The sequence below is a fragment of the Mesorhizobium sp. W016 genome, from assembly GCF_054719485.1.
Map to the genome: position 1 here is coordinate 2,944,212 of NZ_JBTTIF010000002.1, position 21,561 is coordinate 2,965,772.

Below are 21,561 nucleotides of genomic sequence, written 5' to 3' on the forward strand. Positions count from 1 at the left end.
GTCGCGGAAGGATCAGGCGGCCTGGTCGATATAAAGGCAACCAGCCGGCAGCGTTTCCGTCGCCCTCAGCTTCGCCGAATAGCGGTAGAGCGTCGAGCAGTAGGGACAGACCTTTTCATTGTCGTCGCCCATGTCGAGGAACACATGCGGGTGGTCGAAGGGCGGGTTGGCGCCGGTGCACATGAATTCCTTGACGCCGATGTCGATTGCCGGATGGCCCGCATCGTTCTGGAAATGGGGAATGGAACCGCCTGCCATCGTCGTCTCCTTGATCTCGTCGAAAAGCATCTGGAACATAACAGGCCTGTTTGCAAGATCGATGAAATGAAACTGTCGCAAAAGCCTGTCAGAGGATACGTTGAGCCGGTTAAGTGCATGTCCCTGAAATCGGAACGGTTTTCGCCGAAGGGTCATGCGCCACAAAAGCGTGTTAGAGGCATGGCACGTCCAGCGGCGCTCCAAGGGACGGTTGGCGGGGGAAGAGCAGGAACCATGAACGAACTGAAGCCGGTGCAGAGCGAATTCATCAATGTCGAGGTGGCGAGCCCCGAGGGCGGCAACCCCGATCGGTTCGTCAACCGTGAGTTCTCCTGGCTGCAGTTCAACCGGCGTGTGCTCGAGGAATCCCAGAACCAGCACCATCCGCTGCTCGAACGCGTCCGTTTCCTGTCGATTTCAGCCGCCAATCTCGACGAATTCTTCATGGTCCGCGTCGCCGGCCTTGCCGGCCAGGTGCGCGAAGGCATTGCGCTCAAGAGCCCCGACGGCCGCACGCCGGAGCAGCAGCTGGAACAATTGCTGCGCGAGGTCGAGCGGCTGCAGGAGGACCAGCAGAACAGCCTTTCGGCGCTGATGCTGCTGCTCAACAAGGAAGGCATTGAGAGCATCACCCGCGATGCACTGACCAAGGATGAGAAAGTCTGGCTGGAAGACCATTTCCAGGACCAGGTCTTCCCGGTCCTGACTCCACTGTCGATCGACCCGGCGCATCCGTTTCCGTTCATTCCCAATCTCGGCTTCTCGATGGCGCTGCAATTGCGCCACCGCAAGAATGGCGAGGAGATGAGCGCGCTTCTGCGCCTGCCGGTGGCGCTGAAGCGCTTCATCCGCCTGCCCGACCGCAAGCAGCACGTTCGCTTCATTCCACTGGAGGAGGCTGTCGGCCTCTATATCGGCAAGCTGTTCCCCGGCTATGAGGTCAAGGGTTCCGGCACCTTCCGCATCATCCGGGACAGCGATATCGAGGTCGAGGAAGAGTCGGAAGATCTCGTGCGCCTGTTCGAGACGGCGCTGAAGCGGCGCCGCCGCGGTTCGGTCATCCGCATCGAATTCGACAAGTCGATGCCCGGCGAATTGCGCGAGTTCGTCGCCGGCGAGCTTGGCGTCTCTTCGAGCCGCATCAGCGTTCTGACCGGCCCGCTGGCGCTCAGCCAGATTTCCGAGATCGTCGCCGTGCCACGCGACGACCTGAAGTTCACCCCCTACAATCCACGCTTTCCCGAGCGCATCCGCGAGCATGGCGGCGACTGTTTCGCGGCCATTCGCGAGAAGGACATCGTCGTCCACCACCCCTATGAATCCTTTGACGTGGTGGTCCAATTCCTGCGCCAGGCGATGGCCGACCCGGAGGTGGTGGCGATCAAGCAGACGCTCTACCGCACCTCCAACGACAGCCCGATCGTGCGCGCCTTGGTCGACGCGGCCGAGGCCGGCAAGTCGGTAACCGCCCTGGTCGAGCTCAAGGCGCGCTTCGACGAGGAAGCCAACATCCGCTGGGCGCGCGACCTCGAACGCGCCGGCGTCCAGGTCGTGTTCGGCTTCCTTGAACTCAAAACCCATGCGAAAATGTCGCTGGTGGTGCGGCGCGAGGACGGCAAGCTGCGTAACTATGTGCATCTCGGCACCGGCAACTACCATCCGGTGACAGCGCGCATTTACACCGACCTGTCCTTCTTCACCACCGATCCGACGATCGCGCGCGATGTCGCCCAGCTGTTCAACTTCATCACCGGCTATGCCGAGCCGACCGATGAGATGCGGATCGCCATCTCGCCGTTTACGCTGCGCAGCCGTATCCTCAAGCACATTGCCGACGAGGTCGCCCACGCGCTGGCTGGCCGTCCGGCGCGCATCTGGATGAAGATGAACGCGCTCGTCGATCCCAACATCATCGACGCGCTCTATGACGCCAGCCGTGCCGGCGTCGAGATCGATCTCGTCGTGCGCGGCATCTGCTGCCTGCGGCCGCAGGTGCCCGGCCTGTCGGAAAACATCAGGGTCAAGTCGATCGTCGGCCGCTTCCTCGAACACAGCCGCATCTATTGCTTCGGCAACGGCCATGGCCTGCCGTCGGACGAGGCGATCGTCTACATCGCCTCGGCCGACTTGATGCCACGCAATCTCGACCGCCGTGTCGAGACCATGGTGCCGATCACCAATCCGACGGTGCATGAACAGATCCTTGGCCAGATCATGCTGGGCAACATCATGGACAACCAGCAAAGTTTCGACGTATTGGCTGACGGAACCTCCCGGCGCGTCGTGCTGGAGGAGGGTGAGGAACCGTTCAACGCGCAGGAATATTTCATGACCAATCCGAGCCTGTCGGGACGGGGTGACGCGCTGAAGTCGCATGCGCCCAAGCGCATCGCGCAGTTCAAGCGTCGCAAGAAGAACACCGGCTGATGATTTCAACGTCCCAAGGCCGGCTGCAGGATCGCCGGCCGCTGTCCATTATCGACATCGGCTCGAACTCGATCCGCCTTGTCGTCTATGAAGGGTTGGCGCGCTCGCCGACCTTGCTGTTCAACGAAAAGATGCTGGCCGGCCTCGGCCGCGGCATCGTTTCGACCGGCAAGCTCGACCCGGAGGCGGTGACGCGCTCGATGGAGGAGTTCCGCCGTTTCCGCGCGCTCTCCGACCAGGCGGGTGCGGAGCACATGTTTGTGCTGGCAACGGCCGCGGCCCGCGAAGCGATCAACGGCCCCGATTTCATCCACCGCGCCCAGGATGTGCTCAAGACCGAGATCCGCGTGCTCACTGGCCGGCAGGAGGCGCATTATTCGGCGCTTGGCGTCATTTCGGGCTTCCACCCCGCCAATGGCATTGCCGGTGATCTTGGCGGCGGCAGCCTGGAGCTTATCGACATCAATGGCGAGGCGATCGGCGACGGTATCACGCTGCCGCTGGGTGGCCTGCGGCTGCAGGACATGGCCAGGAATTCGCTCGCCCAGGCGGCAAAGATCACCCGCGACGAACTGGCGCGCGCCAAATTGTTGAAGGGCGGGCTGGGACGGCCCTTTTACGCCGTTGGCGGCACCTGGCGAAACCTTGCCCGGCTGCACATGGAAATGACCAACTACCCGCTTGGCGTCATGCACCACTATGAGATCGGTGTCGAAAGCGCCGCCAATTTCCTGAAGCAGGTGGCGAAAGGCGAGATCGAGAAGGTCAAGGGCATCGAAGGTGTGTCGAAGAACCGCCGTTCGCTGCTGCCCTATGGCGCGGTCGTGCTGCAGGAGATCATGGCGGCGATGCAGCCGTCGAAGATCATCGTCTCGGCATTGGGCGTGCGCGAAGGGTTTCTCTATTCGCTGCTCGACCCTGCCGAGCAGAAGGCCGATCCGCTGGTCTCCGCTTCGGAGGAACTGGCGCGGCTGCGGTCGCGCTCGGTCACCCATGCGCATGAGCTTGTCGAATGGACGGACAAGACCTTTGCCGCCTTCGGCATCGACGAGACGGAGGATGAGGCGCGCTATCGCCACGCTGCCTGTCTGCTGGCCGATATAGGCTGGCGCGCGCACCCGGAATATCGCGGCAAGCAGTCGCTCAACATCATTGCCCACGCCTCCTTCATTGGCGTCGATCACCCCGGCCGTGCCTTCCTGGCGCTGGTCGGCCTGTTCCGCCACGAAGGCGTGTTCAACGATGCGGCGCCGGAAATCCGCGGCCTGGCGACGCCGCGCTATCTCGAGCGCGCCCGCATCCTGGCGGCGGTGCTGCGCGTCGTCTATCTGCTGACTGCGGCCATGCCCGGCGTCATGCCGCGGCTGAAATGGGAAAACCGCGGCAATGGCACGTTGGCGCTGGTGCTGCCGGCCTCACTTTCCGATCTTTACGGCGAACGCCCGGCCGGACGGCTGGCGCAACTGGCGCGGATCACCAACCGCCGGCTGGTGCTGGCGGTCGAGGGTGGGCAGAGCGTGTCGGTGAAGTAGGCGCGGCCTGACAGCAAAACCATGTCGTCGTCGGCCTCGCGTTCGAGGACCGGCTTCCTCTATCCGTCGCTGCTTCGCACCGCCACCTTCCCCCTCCGGAGGGAAAGGAAGGGAGCCTCGTTGGAAAGCGTTGGCGGCAATAGGCTCGCGCACTTCCTCTACCCCGTCGATCGGGGGAGAGGTGGCTCGACGAAGCCGAGACGGAGTGGGGGTCGAATTGGCACGGATGGTTCAACCGGGACGATATTTGACGATATCAGACCGCGGCGCGGCGCCCGTCGATCGACCAGGCCCCGGCGCCGGCCATGGCTAGCGCCAGGAATCCACCGGCGATGGCAATATCCTTCATCAGCATCTGCTGGTGCAGGAAGGTGAGCATCGGGTCATCGCCGCCCTGGCCGTAGTGGCCGATGGAGCCTGCAACGATGCAGAAAGCGGCAAGAAGTATCGCAACGACCGGCGTCTGAAAGCCGACCAGTATCAAGAGACCGGCAATCAACTCGAACAGCCCGGTGCCCCAGGCGGCAAGCGTCGGCAATGGCATGCCGAGGCCGGCGAAATAGCCGGTCGTCCCGGCAATGTCGGCGAGCGCGTGGTAGCCGGAGGGAACGAGCAGGACGGCGAGCAGCAGCCGGGAAATCAGAAGCAATGCATCGCGGGGCATGGTCATCTCCGATGTCTGTCCGCCGGCTGTTTCGAGACCGATCCTAGCAGGGATGGGTCGAGCGTGCGCTTGGGCAGACAACGAAAAAGCGGCGTGGAAAATTCCACGCCGCTTTTTTTCAGGCTTGGGAAGGGAAAGCTCAGCCGCGCTTGGCGTCGATCGAGTAGGTGCCAGGGCCTGAGGAAGCCAGCAGCAGGAAGCCGCCGGTGATGGCGACGTTCTTCAGGAAATGGATCATCTGGTTCTGGTCGGCCCAGCCGGTATGGGCGACAAAGGCCGAGGCGATGGTGAAGACCGCGAGCACCCAGGCGGCGATGCGGGTCTGAAAGCCAACGAGCACGGCAAGGCCGCCGAGCAATTCGATCAGGCCGACGACAATGGCCGTTACGGTCGGCACCGGCAGGCCCATGGCGCCGAAATAGCCGGCGGTGCCGGAAATGGCGGTGAGCTTGCCGAAGCCGGAAAGCAGGAAGATGGCGGCGAGCAGGATGCGGCCGAGCAGGATGGTGGTGGAGCTGTTGGACGCGATGCCGGCGCCGGCAGCGGAAGTGTTGATGGACATGGTGGCTCTCCGAAAAGGGTTGATGTCCCGTCAGATAGACCAAGCCGACTGTTCACCAAAGCCGCCAGTCCGGCGACACATTGTTCACAGGACGTACATTTCGGGATCGTTCGACCGACGCAAAATTCTTGTCGCGGCCAGCAGCGGCGGGAGCAAATTGTCCCGCCACAAATTCGGATTTCTAGTTGACGCAATCCCCAAGAAGAGGGCTGCGCCCTTCCCGAGGAAACGCAAGGCACTTTCCCTGGAATCGCTTAACCCGGATGCGTCATGTCCTCCGGCCGCACCAGCCGGTCGTAGTCTGCCTCGCTGACCAGCCCAGTGGCCAGTGCTTCCTCGCGCAAGGTGGTGCCCTTCTTGTGCGCGGTCTTGGCGATTTTGGCGGCATTGTCGTACCCGATCGTCGGCGCCAGCGCGGTCACCAGCATCAGCGAGCGGTCGAGCGCGGCTTTGATGTTGTCTTCGCGAGCCTCGATGCCGACGACGCAATTGTCGGTGAAGGAGATCGAGGCGTCGGCCAACAACTGCACCGACTGCAGGAAGTTGTAGGCCATCAGCGGGTTGTAGACGTTGAGCTCGAAATGGCCCTGGCTGCCGGCGAAGGTCAGCGAGGCGTTGTTGCCGAACACCTGCACGCAGACCTGCGTCAGAGCCTCGCATTGGGTCGGGTTGACCTTGCCCGGCATGATCGAGGAACCCGGCTCGTTTTCCGGCAGCGACAGTTCGCCGAGGCCCGAGCGCGGGCCGGAGCCGAGGAAGCGGATGTCGTTGGCGATCTTGAAGAGGGCGGCGGCCGCCGCGTTGATGGCGCCATGCGAGAACACCATGGAATCATGCGCGGCGAGCGCCTCGAACTTGTTCGGCGCGGTGACGAAGGCGATGCCGGTGATTTCGGCGATGCGCGCCGCCACCGTTTCGGCAAAGCCCACCGGCGCGTTGAGGCCGGTGCCGACGGCGGTGCCGCCCTGCGCCAGTTCCTGCAGGCCGGGCAGCGTCATCTCGATGCGCTTGATCGAAGAGGCCACCTGCGCGGCGTAGCCGGAAAATTCCTGGCCCAGCGTGAGGGGTGTCGCGTCCTGCGTATGGGTGCGGCCGATCTTGATGATGTGGGCGAAGGCCTTCGTCTTGACCTCGAGCGCCGCGTGCAGATGCTTCAGCGCCGGCAGCAGATCGTGCACGATGCGCTCGGCGCACGCGATGTGCATGGCTGTCGGGTAGGTGTCGTTCGACGACTGGCTCATATTGACGTGGTCGTTAGGGTGCACCGGCTTCTTCGAGCCCATGACGCCGCCCAGAAGTTCGATCGCCCGGTTGGAGATCACCTCGTTGGCGTTCATGTTGGACTGCGTGCCCGAGCCGGTCTGCCAGACGACCAGCGGGAAATGATCGTTCAGCTTGCCGTCGATCACCTCTTGCGCCGCCTCGATGATCGCCTTGCCGACTGCCGGATCGAGCCGCTTCAACTCCATATTGGCTTCCGCCGCCGCTCGCTTGACGATGCCGAGCGCACGCACGATCGAGGCCGGCTGCTTTTCCCAGCCTATCCTGAAATTGCCGAGGGAACGCTGCGCCTGCGCGCCCCAGTAACGGTCGGCGGCAACCTCGATGGGGCCGAACGTGTCGGTTTCGGTTCTGGTCCTGGCAGCGGTCACTTGTCTCTCCGACGATCGAATTCGGCAACGGCGTATCGCGTTGCACAATGGCCTTCAAGCAGAGATTGCGGCCGGCAGGCAGTAAATCGGTTGAAGCGGTAGCGCCGGCCTTCGGGATCCTGCACCCTCCACTTTCTTGTGAAGGAAATTGCTCCTCAGTGCGGCTTGATCCCATGAAGTGAACGGAAACTTGCGGATTTAGCTCGATGAGATCATGTCGAGCTGGCGGATTGCTCTACGCAAACTTCCCCCAGGATCAGCAATGCGCAATTCATGTCTACCTACTCTACCTACGAGCGACGCTGCCACACAAACTACCATCCGTGCCGGCGTCTCACTGGCAACAGCAGCGATGAGGTAGCTTATGCACTTGTCCTTCTGTTCAGTTTCCGACCAAAATCCGACATCGCATCCGGATCGAGCTTCGGATCGCGAAGCCGAGAATTTCAAGTCCACCCTGGGAGCGCCTCCACATAGCCTCGGAGATTTCCAAGATGCATGGCGGCAAGGTCGAAGCCGTCTCGACGTCGCAAGAGACGCTCTTTGTTCTCCGTATTTTGCTGAAAGCGCGCCTGATCGCGGACCGTCAGCTCGGAACCTTTTTCCTCCAACGGCGCAGCTTTGTCCTGAGATAGGATCTATAGCCGAACGGAAGTGTTCGCCGTCCGGAAGGCTTGCTTGTCCGCGCCTCCAGACGCTGGCGCACGACGCTCATCAGTCTGCAGAACGCGGGTGTTTCCAATGATTGCACCCGTTTGACGAGGTTGTCGGGCAATGGCTTTGAGCGCCAGTCGAAATAAGCCTCGTAGTCTTGCGGCGTTGCGATCAGGTGCTGGAGATAGGCTGCAAGATCGCTGGCGCTGGCGAAGGCACTGGCGTCAATAAAGGAGTGCTCCGGAACGAACTCGTCCACATTGGGAGCGCCAAGGTAGATCGGCACCGTGCCCGCCATGAACGCGTCATAGATTTTCTCGGTGACATAGTCGGCCTCGATCGAGTTCTCCATGGCCAGGCAGAATTTGTGCCGCGCAATGGTTTCGATCTTGGTCTTCGAGCCCAGATCGGGGCCAGAGACCGATCGGTTGTTGCGATATCGGCCATAAGAATCGATCTTGATGTGGCGCGCCAGTTCGTTCGCCAAATCGACACGGCCGCTATAATTCAGGCCGGCCGACTGGAAGAGTGCGACCGGCGCTTCTTCCGTTTTCGGCACGATTGGTCTGGCCAGCGCATCTTTCCACCACACCGCACGCGGAAGGTAGGGTACCCAGACATCGGACCGGGATTCATGCGTCATGATGATATCGAAGTGCCGCATGATTTTGGGGTCAGCAAGTCGCTTGTAGTTTTGGCCGCATTCCATCGACCAGGCGACCCAATATTGACCAGGGTATTTGTAGGCATCGCCAACTTCGCGAAAGTTCGGAATATGGAAGACCACTGCCGCGGCCTCGGAAATCCGTCGTTTGTCCAGTGTCCACCGCCCGGGCATTTCGCACTGTATCGACGCGATATCGACGGGTTTGCTGAAGAACGTTGTGTAGAAGAGGATCAGTGGATCGATAGACGGCATGGCACCACGAATGTCTGAAGCATTGCTCAATCTGCAGACAGACGCGGTATCGGAAGTTTGGTCAAGTGCTCCGCTTGTTCGAGGCAGAGGGCCGTCCAAACGGTCACCCCGCCGTATACCCGCCATCGATCGCGAAAATGCCGCCGCTGGTCCACGCCGCCTCGTCGCTGGCCAGATAGACGGCGATGCCGGCAAGATCGCTGGTCTGGCCGATGCGGCCGAGCGGGTAGCTGCGCTCGACGTAGGTTTTCAGCTCGGCCTGCGCTGCCGCCGGCAGGTTGTCGATCGACTTGCGCCGCATGGCGGTGTCGACCGTGCCGGGCGCAATCGCATTGACCCTGATGCCGCGCGGACCAAGCTCGAAGGCCAGCGACTTGGTCAGCGAATTCAGCGCGCCCTTGGACAAGGAATACAGGCTCGACGGCCGCTTCGGGATCATCTTGTCGGCGAAGTAGGACGAGATGTTGATGACGGAGGTGTTGGCGCCGAGATGCGGCAGCAGCCGCTGGGTAAGGAAGAACGCCGCCGTCACATTGAGCGCGAAGGATTGCTGGAATTGGTGCTCGGTGACGGTCTCGAAAGGCACCAGATAAGCGACGCCGGCATTGTTGACGAGGATGTCGAGCGGGCCGGTTGCTTTCGCGCGATCGACCACGGCATCGATGCCGGACGAGGTCGAGAGATCGGCCGACTGGGTGCCGACGTTGCCCGCCGCCGCAAGTGTCTCGCGGGCGGTCTCGAGCTTGCTGGTGTCGCGACCGACGATCAGCACGTCGGCGCCCTCGCGCAAGAAAGCTTCCGATATCGCCAGGCCGATGCCGTCCGAGCCGCCGGTCACCAGTGCTCGTTTGCCAGAAAGTCTCATTGAAGGCCAAGTCGCATCGAATGCTCTCGCTGTTGCCCGCGTCACGAAGGCAATGCCGATCGGCGAGGGCGGTCAAGCCGCCGGCCTATCGCTCAGTATGAACTTCGGTTGGCCGCGTGCCGATCCGGTTACCGCAGCAGCGACTGCGACGTCGGCGTCAGGCGCAAGGTTTCGGTCCGCCACGTCACATCGGCCGCTTGCCATTGGGGCGAAGCGGCAACTGCGGCTTCGTAACTGGCATGCGCCTCGGGACTGTCGAAACCCGTCACCGCGATAAAGACGTTTTCGCTCAAGCGCACCGGCAGGCGGGGAAAGCTGTTTTCAGCGTGCTCGGTGATGAAGGCGCCAAGCAACCGTCCGCCGGCGCCGATAAGGACCGGAACGGCGTCCGTTTCGAAATTGCCGGCGAAATCGGCTTCGGCGCCAGACCGCAGATGATGAATCTGGATGACAACAACACCGGTCAAGCGATTGTCTGCGCTCAACTTTCCATCCGCCGGCATGGCGCCTCGCTGCGCGCCTGACAGATCGAAGCCGGCGCCTGGCCATGCCGGCTTCAAGAGCAGCACATCGTCGGAATCGATCATCGTCGCATTGGCGGCGTCGCGGTGCGCCGTCCACACCGGCCCGTCATAGAAGGCGGTGAGCGCCTGCTTCCGCGCTTCCATGCCATCGAAGCCGCGCAGCCAGACGAACATGTCGGGGCGGTCGAGGTCGCGGAACTGTCCGATGATGGTCATGCCGGCGTGTTCCTGGCCTTCGATGAACCGACTGTCGAAGATGTCGATCAGCGTCTCGCGCCGGCCCGGCTTCAGCGTGTACTGCCGCAACTCGACGACAGGCGAAGCGAGCAGTTTTGCCGCTGCAGGCGCATTCAGGGGTACGGTCATTGTGTCGTCTCCAAAAAACAGGATGATCATCCGGTTTATAAAACAGACCGGTTGTCCTGTTTTGTCAATCTGCTATCGTTGGCAAATGTCAGCAGAGATTGCTCGGGCTCCGAAAGGGCCGCCGCGAAAACGCACCAACGATCCCGAAGGGCTGCGCAACAAGGTGCTCGATATCGCCGAAGCGTCGTTCCAGGCGCGTGGCTATCATGCATCCGCCCTTGGCGAGCTGATGACGACCGCAGGCGTCAGCGGCGGCGCGCTGCATCATCATTTCCCGACGAAGAAGGCGCTCGCTCTGGCGGTGATCGAGGAGCGCGTGGCAGCGGCCCTCGATGAAACCTGGATCAACCCTGTACGGGCGGCAGGCTCGGCGCGCGAAGGCGTGCGCGCGGTGTTCGAGGCGGTGGCGACCGAGCTTGAGCAGCAAGGCTTCGTGCGCGGCTGTCCGCTCAACAATCTGGCGCATGAACTGTCGCTCGCTGACCCGGATTTCCGCGCCGCTCTGGACGATATCTTTGCCGGATGGCGTCAGGCGGTTGCCGACAAGGTGCGAGCCGACCAGCAGTCGGGGAGGGAGCAGGGCACCGACCCCGAGCGCTTTGCGGCACTCGCCATCGCCGCCTATTCCGGCGCCATGTCGATGGCCAAGGCGGCACAGGATGCCAGCGTGCTGCGCGATTGCCTGGCCGAACTTCAGGGCAGCTCAACGCAGCCATTCCCGAGCAGAGCGAAGCGGCGTCGCAGGATCCTGCTGCGGCCGGGAAAACCTTGAGGCCGGAACTGCGCTGTTCTAGTCGGAAAGCGGCTTGATCGTCTCGTAACCGTTCACCGATTCCGCGCTGGTCCCTTCGTCGTAGCGCCGGGCGAGGGACGCATGCAGATCGGGCGCATAAAGCGCGGTGAATGTGTCCAGCGTTTCGCCGGCGCCGTTCTTGAAGGTCTCCGTGACGGCCAGCACGTTGTATTTGCAGCCGCCGACACTGAACGTCTCCTTGCCCTTGACGACCAGGCTCAGCGTCTTGGTGCTCTTCGGCTGCTTGTTCGGCGACAGCTCGACGAATTCGATCGTGCTCTTGGCTCCCGTCTTCAGTGGAAACAGTTTTCGCAGATCGGAAAACGGGATCGTCGCCATCCGTCCGGTATCGCTGTCGCGAAACACTTCGACCAGGCCGGCAAACAGGAACTGTGTCTGCGGCGATTGCGATTCGTAGGTGTTGGCGACGGACACCATGCCGCCGGCCACCGGCCGAAACTCGCTGCGGACGCCAGGCATTTCCAGAACGAAGCCGGCCTTGGCCGATTTTGCGTCGACACAATCAGCGGCATGCACCGCAGCCGCCGGCAGCAACCCAGCCAGCACCACGCCTATCGAAAAGGCTCTCATGAAATCCTCCCCCTCTGCTTGTATTTGCTGCGCGCCAGCATGACCCAAGAAATGCCAGAGCCACAGTGCCGTGTCGACCTGCCATTCCTGGCAACTGGACGGTGGGGCGCCGGCTGTGCTGAATTTCAGGTCATGAATCGCAAGCTCGTCCTCTCCCGTCGCAATTTCCTCGCACAGGCAGCCGGCCTTGCCATGGCTGGCATGCTGCCGCGCGCCGCGCTTGGCCAGACCGGCAAGCGCATCCAGCCCATCGACGCCACCTTTCTGTTCATCGCCGACGTCCATGCCTGCCGCATGTCGAGCGGCCTCAGCCCCAACTGCCTGGAGGAAGGCAAGACCGATGCCGCGCTGTTGCGCAATGTCGCTGTCCTCAATGGCTTGGCCGGCCGGCAATGGCCAGTCGAGATCGATGGCGTTGCAACCCGCCTGCGTTCGGCCGGCAGCCGCATCGATGCGCCGCTCGGCCTCATTGTCGGCGGCGACATCACCGACGATGGCGGCGGCCAGATCACCGAGCCCAGCGAAGGCACGCAACTGTTGCAGTTCAGCCAGCGCTATCAACAAGGCGTCGGCCCGGACCGCGTGCACATGCCGGTCTATGTCGGCCTCGGCAACCACGATCTCGACCAGAACGGCTCGCCGCCCCATGTCGACTGGTATCGGCGCGAATTGCGCGACTATGTCGAGGTCAACCACCGCCCCGGCGTGTTCTTCAAGCCGGCGGTGCCGGCCACCGAATACGATGTCGACACCGACTGCTATTCCTGGGACTGGGGCGGCCTGCATCTCGTCCAGACCCACCGCTTTGCCGGCGACACCGGCCACGGCGCGGTGAGCAGCCTGCCGTGGCTGAAGCAGGATCTGGCGACCTACGCGGCGGATGGCCGTCCCGTCATCCTGTTCCAGCACTATGGCTGGGACACTTTCTCGGTCGAGCGCTGGGACCCGGCCAAGCGCACCTATGACGATGACGGCGCAGGCGCGCCGCATTGGTGGAGCGAGGCCGACCGCCAGGCGATGCTGGCGGCGCTGAAGGGCTACAATGTCATCGCCATCTTCCATGGCCATCAGCACGAAGTGCCGATGATCTACAACAGCGATGGCCTCGACCTGTTCAAGCCGAAGGCTGCCTATATGGGTGGCTTCGCGCTGGTGAGGGTAACCGGGGACAGCATGGACGTGGTGCTGGGCGAGGCGGCCGACGACCACGGCGAGGTCAAGTTCACCAGCGCCTTCAGCAAAAGCCTCAGCCTCTGACAAGAAAAAGGCGGCCTTGAGCCGCCTTCCTCATTGCCTGCAAGATCGAATCAGAGCGCCTTTTTGATCTTGTCCTTCACGTCGCCATAGACCTTCTGCACCTTGCCGGCGGTCTTGTCGGCCGTGCCTTCGGCCTGGGTCTGCCTGTTGCCGGTCGCCTTGCCGCCGGCCTCCTTGACCGAGCCCTTGACCTGCTTGGCCACGCCGGCAACCTGATCCTTGTTCACCATCTTTACATCTCCTGGGGTTTCCGGGGATTCCTTCGCAGGAGGCAAACGGGCCGGCTTGGCTTAGGTTCCCTGGGCGGCCGATCATCGTCGCATATGGTCGCTTATATGGTCGCCGAAACGCTTTGCCGCGTCGTATCGTGTGACTAGTGTGACGAAATTTTGGGGAGACCGCCTTGGCTGAATTTACACTCATCATCGCCAACAAGTGCTTTTCGTCCTGGTCGTTGAGGCCATGGGTGGCGATGAAGCATCTGGAGATCCCGTTCGAGGAAGGTTTCGTGCGCCTGCGCACGCCCGAGACTTTTGCCAATCTGGCGAAAGTGTCGCCGACCGGCCTGGTGCCGATCCTGAATCACAAACCGTTGAAAGGAGTGGGGAGGATCGTCTGGGAAACCCTTGCCATCCTTGAATATCTGGCCGACCTGTTTCCGGAGAAAAAACTTTGGCCGCAGGATATCGGCGCCCGCGCCTTGGCGCGCTCGGTGGCGACCGAAATGCATTCCGGCTTTCGCGAGGTGCGCTATGGCTGGCCGATGAATTTGCGTCGGCCGAAGGGCCACAAGCCGCTCGACGCCGAAGGCGAAATGCAGCGCGCGCGCATCGAAACGATCTGGCGCCAGTGCCGGGAACAATACGGCAAGGGCGGCCCCTTCCTGTTCGGTCATTTCACCGCGGCCGATGCCATGTATGCACCTGTCGTCACCCGCTTCGACACCTATGGCGGCGAACTGGCGCCCGACACGCGCGCCTATGTCGACGCCGTGTTGGCAACGCCGGCGATGCGGCACTGGTATGCGGAAGCGGCGAAGGAGACTTGGCCGGAACCCGGCCCGGACGAATAGGACCACTAATGACATCACGGTGAGTGACCGATGGCCAGCAATGATGGACCGCGTGAGACTACCGCGCCAACAATCTTCCACTGCCGGCTGATCCCGCCTCGGCCGGACTTCGCCTTCACCCTGACGGAGGAGGAGAGGGAGTTGATGGGCCGGCATGCCGAATATCTGCGCGGCAAGCTTGCCGAGGGCACCATGATCCTGGCCGGGCCGGTCGCCGACCCGGCCGGCCCTTGGGGTCTGCTGATCCTGCGTGTCGGCAGCGAAGCCGAGGCAAGAGCGGTCACCGACGGCGATCCGGTGTCGAGCTCCGGCCGCGGTTTCCGCTACGAGATCCTGCCGCTGATCAGCGCGATCCTGTAGGCGAGCGTAAGTTTAAGGAAAAGTGTGAAACGGTTTTCCCTTGGGAATTGTGTCAGACAACGGCACATACAAGAACGCCTCTCGCACCGTTCAATGTGCGGGAGGCGTCCTTTTGCCAGCATTACCGAGATTTCTCTCTGAATTGTTGACACCACGGAAATGCGCCGGCTTGCGATTGGTTCCGGGGCGTGGAATATTTTTTGGGAACGCGTTGCGCTCCGCCACCTCGTCAGTTGAGGCTTATGCCTCAGGCATCCTCAGGTTGAATTTGGGCTGTGGCCAAACCAGAAATTGACTCGGCGCTAAGAGAAGTCTATAAGAAATATGTCGATATTTGTTTGACCGACTTTTGTTATCCGCGCATGATGCGCGCCTTTGACGAACTTCCCCATCAAAAATCGAGACAAAACGCTGTTGTGCAGTCGCACGATGGTGAACGAATATTTGCCAGGGAAAGGGTTCTTCATGGCCACCGGCACAGTGAAATGGTTCAACGCCACCAAAGGTTTTGGTTTTATTCAGCCTGACGACGGCTCCGCCGACGTTTTCGTCCACATCTCGGCCGTAGAGCGCGCCGGCATGCGTGACATCGTCGAGGGTCAGAAGCTCGGCTACGAGATGACCCGCGACAACAAGTCGGGCAAGATGTCCGCCGACCAGTTGAAGGCGGCCTGATAAGGAATTCGGCCTTCCGGTGACCACGGATGTACTGGCACCGATGAAAGGCTGAAAGGAGCGCCTTGCGCATCCAACTGGATGCGCGGCGCTTTCATGGAAGGTCAGGCGGTGCCTGGCCTTTTTCATTTTGTGCGTCGTGCCGCTAAAAGTGCGCCGCACGCCGGCCGGAACGTGCTAAGGGACGCTCCAGCAATCTGAACCGCCCATACTGCCCCGCTGCCGTATTGCTTTGGTCGTAATCGAAGACCGCTCTCGCTCTATCGGCACCAGGCTCCCGACAGGAGAAAAAGTTTTGACCACTCAATCCAAGACCGCCGACCAGGCCGGCTCGCTGTTCAGCAAGACGCAAACCCAGTCGATGTCACTCAACCGCATCCTGTCCGAGCGTGATGCCGTCAGCGAGGCGCGCGAAGCCAAGACCGCGCGCTTGCGCGAACTGCGCAAGGAAAAGGAAGCCGACGACATGGCAGCGGCCGCAGCCCTTGCGGCGCTGCCGAAGCGGGCAGGCAAACGCTGATGGCCACCAAGCGCGTACCGCCGACGCCGATCGATGCCGATGCGACCATAGCGTCCATGGTCCCGGGCCTGGATAAGCCGGTCGAATATGTCCGCCGTGTGCTGGAAAAGCTCGAGCGCTGCAAGCGCGCGCATGGCGATGCCCAGGTGCGCGTCGGCGTGCGCGGCCGTGCCGAAGCCCCGAACTATCTGGTCGAATATGTCCGCGAGGACAAAAAGACCCAGGAGCGCGTGACCTACCAGGATGCCGCCTATAGCGGCAGCACGCATCGCGAACTGGCGGCGCACCACATTGCCGAGGCGAGGAACTGGTCGCCCGAGGAAATGAACATCACAGCGGTCTCGGCGCTGATCGGCCGCTTGCGCAATCCGCGCGCACCATCATCCCGCTTTTCCGACGAGGACTGACATGGCCATAAAGTTTTCCACCAAGGACCAGCCGGCAGCGCCGGCTGCTGCCACTGCAAAGCAGGCCAAGCCCGCTGCCGCGCCGAAGGCCGCCGAACCGTCGGCGACCGATCTGTTCGAGGCGCCAGCCGCCACGCCCAAGGGCAAGGCAGGCAAGAAGAAATAGCGCCTTGCCGCACCAAGCCGATCGCAATCTCGCAGCGCCTGGACTGGTCGCGTTGGCCGCCAGGGATATCCGGTCGTCAAAACAGGACGACCAGCCGGTTTTCGATTGCCAGAGCTGCGGCGCCTGCTGCTCCTACTCGGCCGAATGGCCGCGCTTCTCGACCGAGGACGATGCGCAACTTGACCGGATTCCGGAAAAGTTCGTGTCCGCCGACCTGTCCGGCATGCGCTGCGAGGGCGTGCGCTGTTCGGCGCTTACGGGCGAGATCGGCAAGCACACGGCCTGCGGCATCTACGAGATCCGCCCGGACGTCTGCCACGCCTGCATGCCTGGCGGCGACGATTGCCTGATGGCGCGCAAGGCGCACGGGATGCCAACGATCTAGCCGACGCCCACCTTGCCTCATCCCACATCCCCCGATAGCTTCCACTACGGGCAGGGCGTTGGAGGAACCATGAGCATCGAATTCCTGTTGACGTCGCTGATCGTCGTGGCTTCGCCCGGCACCGGCGTTCTCTACACGCTGAGCGCCGGGCTTTCGCGAGGCGCGCGCGCCTCGATCACTGCTGCATTCGGCTGCACGCTTGGCATCATCCCGCATATGGCCGCCGCCATCACCGGCTTGGCGGCGCTGCTGCACACAAGTGCTGTCGCCTTCGAGACGCTGAAATATCTCGGCGTCGCCTATCTCCTCTACATGGCCTGGAACACGCTGAACGAGAAGGGCGGCCTGAGCGTCGATGAAAACGCGGCACCCCGCTCGGCAGCCAAGGTCATCACCTCCGGTATCCTGATCAACATCCTGAACCCGAAGCTGTCGATCTTCTTCTTTGCCTTCCTGCCGCAATTCGTCAGCACGACCGAACCGAACGCATTTGCCAAGATGCTCGAACTCTCGAGCGTCTTCATGCTACTGACCTTCGTCGTCTTCGTCGCTTACGGCATCTTTGCGGCCTCGATCCGCAGCCATGTCGTGTCGCGGCCGATGGTGCTGACCTGGATGCGCCGCACCTTCGCCGGCGCCTTTGTCATGCTTGGCGCCAAGCTGGCGCTGGCTGATCGATAGAACAGGAGCTGCCAGGCCTCGGCCTACTCTTCGTCGGTTCCGGATCCGGTCCGGATGCCTAAACGCCAGGCCGAGGGCGGAAGGCCGATCATCTTCTTGAAGGCGCGGCTGAACGCTGCCTCGGATTCGTAGCCGATTTCAGCGGCGATGCTGGCCATGTTGCTGGAGCCGGCGCTGAGCAGCTCCGAGGCGATCTGCATGCGCCATTTGGCGAGATAATGCATTGGCGGCATGCCGACCAGCCTGGTGAAGCGTTCGGCGAGCACGCTGCGCGACAGCGCGGAGTCCTTCGCCAGCGCCTCCACCGTCCAGTTATGCGCCGGCCGGTCGTGGATCAGCGCCAGTGCCCTCGCCAGGTGCGGATCGCGCAGGCCAGCCAGCCATCCCGTGGTTTGTGGCGGCAGCGATTCCAAGTAACGGCGCAACACGTCGACAAACATCAGTTCGCTCAGTTTGGTGAGCACCGTTTCACTGCCTGCGCGCTTTTGCGCCACCTCCGTGACAGCCAGGTTGATGAACTGGCTGAGCCAGCCGCCATCGCCTTTGGCATCTGCGGCCTTGATCACCGGCGGCAAAGCCTCGAGCAGTGGATTGAAAGGCTGTGCATCACAGGCGAGATAGCCGCAAACCAGCCTGGCCGAGGTCGCGCCGTCGCCGGCGCAGTTGATGTAAAACGGCATCCGGCCGGCTGTTGCGATGTCGAGAACGTCGGCTGTCGGCGGATCGGCGCGCAACGCCGGATTGCTGGACATAATATGCGGGTCGCTCCTGGTGAAGACGACGACTTCGCCGGCCTCCAGCGCGATCGCTTCCTGGCCGACGATGCGCGCGAAGCAGCGACCGGCCGTTACCACATGGTAGGAGATCAGATGGTCCGCACCGGGCAGGATCTTCGGCAGGATGGACGATGGCGCCGGCGAGCAGACGGCCCACGGCTCGTGGCCCTCAATGTCAAAAAACGTCGCGCCGGTAAGGCGTACCGTCCTCAACAGGTCAGACAGAGCATCCCCGGCCATTCCGTTTCGTCCCGCACCCGGCTAGCCGGTCAGCCATCCCTTTCGAGTTCCGGACGCGCTGTCAAGCGAGGCGGACGCCGTATCATTCAGTTCGCGGCCAGAACTCCTAAACCTGCACCGGTGCTCAAGCGCTGCCGAGAGTGGGCGCTGAGTGCTGTCGAAACCAACCAGGGACAAATGTCATGACGGTACATAAGGGCGGGTGTTTTTGCGGCGCTGTGGAAATCGAAGTGCACGGAGCCGCCGAGGCAATGGGCTATTGCCATTGCGGTTCGTGTCGATCGTGGTCGGCGTCTCCCGTGAACGCATTCACGCTGTGGAAGCCTCAGAACGTCAAGGTCACCGGGGGCGCGGAGTTCCTGTCCGGGTTCGAGAAGACCGAAATGAGCGATCGCCAGTTCTGCACGAAATGCGGTGGTCATCTGATGACCGTTCATCCGCCGCTCGGCCTGGTCGATGTCTATGCGGCAACGATACCAGGCGTGAAATTCACGCCTGGAGTTCACGTCAACTACGCTGAGACCGTGCTGCCGATGAAGGACGGGCTGCCCAAGCTCAGGGACTTTCCGGCTGAGCTCGGCGGCTCCGGCATCGCGGTGCCGGAATAAGGCCCGGCCACTGCTCGCCATTTTTGACAACGACAATTCAAGACAGGAGATTGTTCATGGAAATCGCAACATTTCGCGCCACGCAGGAGCCGATCAAGGATCTCTATCGCAGGGATGCGAAGGCCGCGTTCCTCACCTTGAAGGCCAAAGGCGTCGCCGACGCGTCCACCGTGACCTGCAAGGTCGAGACCGGACGCGGGCTGGCGCTTGCCGGCATCCATCCGATGGCCGGGGGCAGCGGCCAGGAACTGTGCTCCGGCGACATGCTGCTGGAGGCGCTGATCGCATGCGCCGGTGTCTCGATGCGCGCGGCGGCGGCCGTGCTCGAAATTCCGATCAGGTCCGCCGAAGTTTCCGCGGAAGGTGACGTCGATCTTCGCGGCACGCTCGGCGTGACTGCGGGTGTTCCAGTCGGCTTCAAGGAAATCCGCTTGCGCTTCGACATCGACACCGACGCTCCCCAAAGTCAGCTCGACCAACTGCTCGAACTCACGGATCGCTATTGCGTGATCTTCCAGACCATCCAGAACAGTCCCAGCACCACGGTGAAGCTGCACCGCGTCATCCAGTGACCAGAAAACCGGCCCGGAAACTCGACTTGAGCGAGATTCCGGGCTGGGAACGGGAGTGCCGGGCAACGCTTCTATCCTTTGACGTAACCCATCGCCTCGACGATCAGCTCGTCCGCGACACGCATCAGGTTGACGCCGCGGATGGAGTTGCCGTCGGCCATGAAGTAGCGCCAGCGGATCGTCGCCCGTTCACCGGCGACGAAGGTTTCCTCGAGGTCGAAGCGCGTGCCGGGCTGGGTGGCGATCGCCGACCATAGGTCAATGCATGCCTCTTTGCCGGCATGGCGGGCGCCGTCCGGCGCCGGCACGGTGTTTTCGATAACGCAATCCTGCGCCACCAACTCGGCAAGCGCGGACGGATCGTGCAACTGGAACACATCGTTGAAGCGACGCATGATCTCGGCCGTCTGGCTAGAGTGGTCGCCCGGATGAATGCTCGTGATGCTGTCCTGGCTCATCTCATACCTCCTGGTTTTCATTGTTCCGTGGCAGTGGTGGCGGCCAGCTCGGCCTTGAGGGTGATGGTTGTAACGCCGGCCAAAGCGCGAGAGACAAGGCAGGTCGTCTTCGCCGTCTCCGCCATACGCTGGAATTCGGCAGGCTGAAGGCCGGGAATCTCTGCTTCCGTTTCGAGCTCGATGCGGGTGATCGTCGGCCCGGCGGCGGTCGCGCCGAGATGCACCTTGGCGACGGTGCGGATGGTGCGGGCGACGTGGCCTTCCTGGCCGAGGATGAAGGTCAGCGCCATCGAGAAGCAGCCGGCATGTGCTGCCCCGATCAGCTCTTCGGGATTGGTGCCCGGACCGTCCTCGAACCGCGACGGAAAGGAATAGGCGCCTTCGAAGACGCCGCTGCCAAGCCGCAGACGGCCGCCGCCTTCCTTCAGCGTGCCTTGCCATTCTGCGGAAGCTTCACGGATGGTCATGGTCGTTCTCCTGATTCGGGGTTGAAAAGCGGGCAATTGGGTCAGGCGCAGTCGATGACAACCTTCCCGAACACGTCGCCCTGCTGGAAGTGGCGGTACGCTTCGGGGGCTTCGGCAAAGGGGAAGACCCTGTCGATAACGGGCTTGAGGCGATGCTGCGACACGGCGCGCAGCATGGCCTCAAGATTGCTGCGGCTGCCGACGAACAGGCGGCTGATGGTGGCGAGGCTGCGCTGATAAAGCGCTGCCGGCATCTCGATCGATCTGCCACTGGCGTCCTGCAGCGTCAGCAGCACGATGTGTCCATAAAGCGTGCTGGCAATCAGCGACTGCGCGAAGGTGGCCGGGCCGCCGGTTTCGACGACGAGGTCGACTCCGCCTGTCTGCTCGCGCGCCCAGCCGCCCCATTCCGGTATGTCGGTGCTGGAGACAACGAGGTCGGCGCCCAGCGCCCGCAGCCTGTCGGCCTTCTCCGCGCGCGATGTGATGGCGACAACCCGGCAGCCGAGCAACTTGGCGAACTGCAGAGCAAACAGCGAAAACGCCACCCGAACCGATGGTGAGAACCCATTGACCAGGCTTCGGAATCCGGGTCCCGGTCACCGCGTTCCAGGCCGTCACGCCGGCGCAGGTCAGCGTCGCCGCTTCGTGCCAGCTCAGATGATCGGGCAGTCGCGCCGCCCATTGTTCGTCGAGCACGGCAAACTCAGTCAGCATGCCGTCAAGCGTACAGCCGAGCTGGTCGATCAGACCGGCATTGATGCGGCCATCGATCCAGCGGGCGAAGTAGCTGCCGGTGACGCGGTCGCCGACGGCAAAACGGGTGACGGCATCGCCGATTGCGACGACGTCACCGGCTCCGTCGCTCAGCGGCACGATGCCTTGCCGCGCCGGCAAGGGATAGGTGCCGCCAAGGATCATCGTGTCGCGCCGATTGAGCGAGGCGGCGCGGACTCGCACCACGATCTCATGCGGTTTCGGTTCCGTCCGCGCCTCGTCGCGCATCGCCAGGGATTCGGTTCCACCAAACCCTTCGAGACGGTAGCTGCGCATGTCACTCTCCTTAATAGTATATAGACTGATCCACATATTATATAGACCGATTGTCAT

The 21,561-nt window shown here is 62.4% G+C and carries 27 protein-coding genes and 1 pseudogene; 14 read left to right on the forward strand and 14 right to left on the reverse strand.

What is annotated here, in order from left to right; genetic code table 11:
• Positions 1-12: 12 nt before the first annotated feature.
• Entirely contained in the window at positions 13-258 is a 246-nt protein-coding gene (locus ACYG9V_RS14735; protein ID WP_023705697.1) for a zinc-finger domain-containing protein, read from the reverse strand.
• 234 nt (positions 259-492) lie between these two features.
• Here ACYG9V_RS14735 and ACYG9V_RS14740 point away from each other — a divergent pair, with 234 nt between their 5' ends.
• Both ACYG9V_RS14740 and ppx read left to right on the forward strand, forming a co-directional pair.
• Positions 493-2,685 (forward strand): RNA degradosome polyphosphate kinase, encoded by a 2,193-nt coding sequence (locus ACYG9V_RS14740; RefSeq protein ID WP_023689905.1) that lies wholly within the window; start codon positions 493-495, stop codon positions 2,683-2,685.
• Complete coding sequence (gene ppx / locus ACYG9V_RS14745; RefSeq protein ID WP_023697723.1) at positions 2,685-4,217, forward strand: exopolyphosphatase; 1,533 nt, start codon at positions 2,685-2,687, stop codon at positions 4,215-4,217. The genes ACYG9V_RS14740 and ppx overlap by 1 nt, the downstream gene beginning before the upstream one ends.
• A 256-nt stretch (positions 4,218-4,473) precedes the next feature.
• On the opposite strand, the gene ACYG9V_RS14750 is transcribed toward ppx, so the two are convergent.
• The 6 genes from ACYG9V_RS14750 to ACYG9V_RS14775 all read right to left on the reverse strand — a co-directional run bounded on the left by ACYG9V_RS14750 (position 4,474) and on the right by ACYG9V_RS14775 (position 10,423).
• Positions 4,474-4,881: a DoxX family protein gene (locus tag ACYG9V_RS14750; protein ID WP_023734272.1), complete on the reverse strand. Its 408-nt coding sequence runs from the start codon at positions 4,879-4,881 to the stop codon at positions 4,474-4,476.
• Positions 4,882-5,020: 139 nt separating this feature from the next.
• Positions 5,021-5,443: a DoxX family protein gene (locus ACYG9V_RS14755; RefSeq protein WP_023697721.1), complete on the reverse strand. Its 423-nt coding sequence runs from the start codon at positions 5,441-5,443 to the stop codon at positions 5,021-5,023.
• 254 nt (positions 5,444-5,697) lie between these two features.
• Positions 5,698-7,095, reverse strand: coding sequence for a class II fumarate hydratase (gene fumC, locus ACYG9V_RS14760; RefSeq protein WP_023697720.1), 1,398 nt, complete (start codon positions 7,093-7,095; stop codon positions 5,698-5,700).
• A gap of 586 nt (positions 7,096-7,681) precedes the next feature.
• On the reverse strand, positions 7,682-8,668 hold the full coding sequence (locus ACYG9V_RS14765) for a glycosyltransferase family 10 domain-containing protein (RefSeq protein WP_023715187.1): 987 nt from the start codon (positions 8,666-8,668) through the stop codon (positions 7,682-7,684).
• Between the two features lie 103 nt (positions 8,669-8,771).
• Positions 8,772-9,533 carry an SDR family NAD(P)-dependent oxidoreductase gene (locus ACYG9V_RS14770; protein WP_352764081.1) on the reverse strand — a complete coding sequence of 254 codons (762 nt, stop codon included), beginning with the start codon at positions 9,531-9,533 and terminating at the stop codon, positions 8,772-8,774.
• A gap of 128 nt (positions 9,534-9,661) precedes the next feature.
• Positions 9,662-10,423, reverse strand: a complete 762-nt coding sequence (locus ACYG9V_RS14775) for an NIPSNAP family protein (RefSeq protein WP_352519820.1) — start codon at positions 10,421-10,423, stop codon at positions 9,662-9,664.
• Between the two features lie 85 nt (positions 10,424-10,508).
• On the opposite strand from ACYG9V_RS14775, the gene ACYG9V_RS14780 reads away from it, so the two are divergent.
• Positions 10,509-11,195 (forward strand): TetR/AcrR family transcriptional regulator, encoded by a 687-nt coding sequence (locus ACYG9V_RS14780; RefSeq protein ID WP_352764083.1) that lies wholly within the window; start codon positions 10,509-10,511, stop codon positions 11,193-11,195.
• An 18-nt stretch (positions 11,196-11,213) separates the two neighbouring features.
• On the opposite strand, the gene ACYG9V_RS14785 is transcribed toward ACYG9V_RS14780, so the two are convergent.
• Positions 11,214-11,807 carry a hypothetical protein gene (locus ACYG9V_RS14785; RefSeq protein ID WP_352764085.1) on the reverse strand — a complete coding sequence of 198 codons (594 nt, stop codon included), beginning with the start codon at positions 11,805-11,807 and terminating at the stop codon, positions 11,214-11,216.
• A gap of 132 nt (positions 11,808-11,939) precedes the next feature.
• Between ACYG9V_RS14785 and ACYG9V_RS14790 the strand changes: the two genes are divergently transcribed.
• The gene (locus ACYG9V_RS14790) at positions 11,940-13,064 is read left to right on the forward strand and encodes a metallophosphoesterase (protein WP_352764087.1); all 1,125 of its coding nucleotides are present in this window, start codon (positions 11,940-11,942) and stop codon (positions 13,062-13,064) included.
• 50 nt (positions 13,065-13,114) lie between these two features.
• Here the strand turns inward: ACYG9V_RS14790 and ACYG9V_RS14795 are convergent, their stop codons facing one another.
• A complete protein-coding gene (locus ACYG9V_RS14795; RefSeq protein ID WP_023671498.1) occupies positions 13,115-13,294 on the reverse strand; it encodes a CsbD family protein in 180 nt (59 codons plus the stop codon).
• A 173-nt stretch (positions 13,295-13,467) separates the two neighbouring features.
• On the opposite strand from ACYG9V_RS14795, the gene ACYG9V_RS14800 reads away from it, so the two are divergent.
• The 8 genes from ACYG9V_RS14800 to ACYG9V_RS14835 all read left to right on the forward strand — a co-directional run bounded on the left by ACYG9V_RS14800 (position 13,468) and on the right by ACYG9V_RS14835 (position 17,330).
• A complete protein-coding gene (locus tag ACYG9V_RS14800) occupies positions 13,468-14,136 on the forward strand; it encodes a glutathione S-transferase family protein (RefSeq protein WP_352764088.1) in 669 nt (222 codons plus the stop codon).
• A gap of 30 nt (positions 14,137-14,166) precedes the next feature.
• Positions 14,167-14,496 (forward strand): YciI family protein, encoded by a 330-nt coding sequence (locus ACYG9V_RS14805; protein ID WP_352764090.1) that lies wholly within the window; start codon positions 14,167-14,169, stop codon positions 14,494-14,496.
• 465 nt (positions 14,497-14,961) lie between these two features.
• A complete protein-coding gene (locus tag ACYG9V_RS14810; protein ID WP_023671502.1) occupies positions 14,962-15,171 on the forward strand; it encodes a cold-shock protein in 210 nt (69 codons plus the stop codon).
• Between the two features lie 295 nt (positions 15,172-15,466).
• A complete protein-coding gene (locus tag ACYG9V_RS14815) occupies positions 15,467-15,691 on the forward strand; it encodes a hypothetical protein (RefSeq protein WP_023671503.1) in 225 nt (74 codons plus the stop codon).
• The gene (locus tag ACYG9V_RS14820) at positions 15,691-16,098 is read left to right on the forward strand and encodes a hypothetical protein (RefSeq protein WP_023671504.1); all 408 of its coding nucleotides are present in this window, start codon (positions 15,691-15,693) and stop codon (positions 16,096-16,098) included. The genes ACYG9V_RS14815 and ACYG9V_RS14820 overlap by 1 nt, the downstream gene beginning before the upstream one ends.
• Position 16,099: 1 nt before the next feature.
• The gene (locus ACYG9V_RS14825; RefSeq protein WP_023671505.1) at positions 16,100-16,264 is read left to right on the forward strand and encodes a hypothetical protein; all 165 of its coding nucleotides are present in this window, start codon (positions 16,100-16,102) and stop codon (positions 16,262-16,264) included.
• A gap of 4 nt (positions 16,265-16,268) precedes the next feature.
• Positions 16,269-16,649, forward strand: a complete 381-nt coding sequence (locus tag ACYG9V_RS14830; protein WP_023715196.1) for a YkgJ family cysteine cluster protein — start codon at positions 16,269-16,271, stop codon at positions 16,647-16,649.
• 69 nt (positions 16,650-16,718) lie between these two features.
• On the forward strand, positions 16,719-17,330 hold the full coding sequence (locus ACYG9V_RS14835; protein WP_023671507.1) for a LysE family translocator: 612 nt from the start codon (positions 16,719-16,721) through the stop codon (positions 17,328-17,330).
• 23 nt (positions 17,331-17,353) lie between these two features.
• Here ACYG9V_RS14835 and ACYG9V_RS14840 read toward each other — a convergent pair whose 3' ends face one another.
• On the reverse strand, positions 17,354-18,346 hold the full coding sequence (locus ACYG9V_RS14840) for an AraC family transcriptional regulator (protein ID WP_352764091.1): 993 nt from the start codon (positions 18,344-18,346) through the stop codon (positions 17,354-17,356).
• 182 nt (positions 18,347-18,528) lie between these two features.
• On the opposite strand from ACYG9V_RS14840, the gene ACYG9V_RS14845 reads away from it, so the two are divergent.
• Together ACYG9V_RS14845 and ACYG9V_RS14850 are read left to right on the forward strand one after the other, a co-directional pair.
• Positions 18,529-18,954: a GFA family protein gene (locus tag ACYG9V_RS14845; RefSeq protein ID WP_023715197.1), complete on the forward strand. Its 426-nt coding sequence runs from the start codon at positions 18,529-18,531 to the stop codon at positions 18,952-18,954.
• 56 nt (positions 18,955-19,010) lie between these two features.
• Positions 19,011-19,526, forward strand: coding sequence for an OsmC family protein (locus ACYG9V_RS14850; RefSeq protein ID WP_023671510.1), 516 nt, complete (start codon positions 19,011-19,013; stop codon positions 19,524-19,526).
• Between the two features lie 71 nt (positions 19,527-19,597).
• Here the strand turns inward: ACYG9V_RS14850 and ACYG9V_RS14855 are convergent, their stop codons facing one another.
• The 4 genes and pseudogenes from ACYG9V_RS14855 to ACYG9V_RS14870 all read right to left on the reverse strand — a co-directional run.
• The gene (locus tag ACYG9V_RS14855; RefSeq protein ID WP_023697709.1) at positions 19,598-19,984 is read right to left on the reverse strand and encodes a nuclear transport factor 2 family protein; all 387 of its coding nucleotides are present in this window, start codon (positions 19,982-19,984) and stop codon (positions 19,598-19,600) included.
• Positions 19,985-20,001: 17 nt separating this feature from the next.
• On the reverse strand, positions 20,002-20,451 hold the full coding sequence (locus ACYG9V_RS14860) for an OsmC family peroxiredoxin (RefSeq protein WP_023697708.1): 450 nt from the start codon (positions 20,449-20,451) through the stop codon (positions 20,002-20,004).
• A 41-nt stretch (positions 20,452-20,492) separates the two neighbouring features.
• Complete coding sequence (locus tag ACYG9V_RS14865; RefSeq protein ID WP_352764092.1) at positions 20,493-20,999, reverse strand: zinc-binding dehydrogenase; 507 nt, start codon at positions 20,997-20,999, stop codon at positions 20,493-20,495.
• Between the two features lie 175 nt (positions 21,000-21,174).
• Positions 21,175-21,561 (reverse strand): annotated as a pseudogene (locus tag ACYG9V_RS14870) (alcohol dehydrogenase catalytic domain-containing protein); the annotation flags it as partial.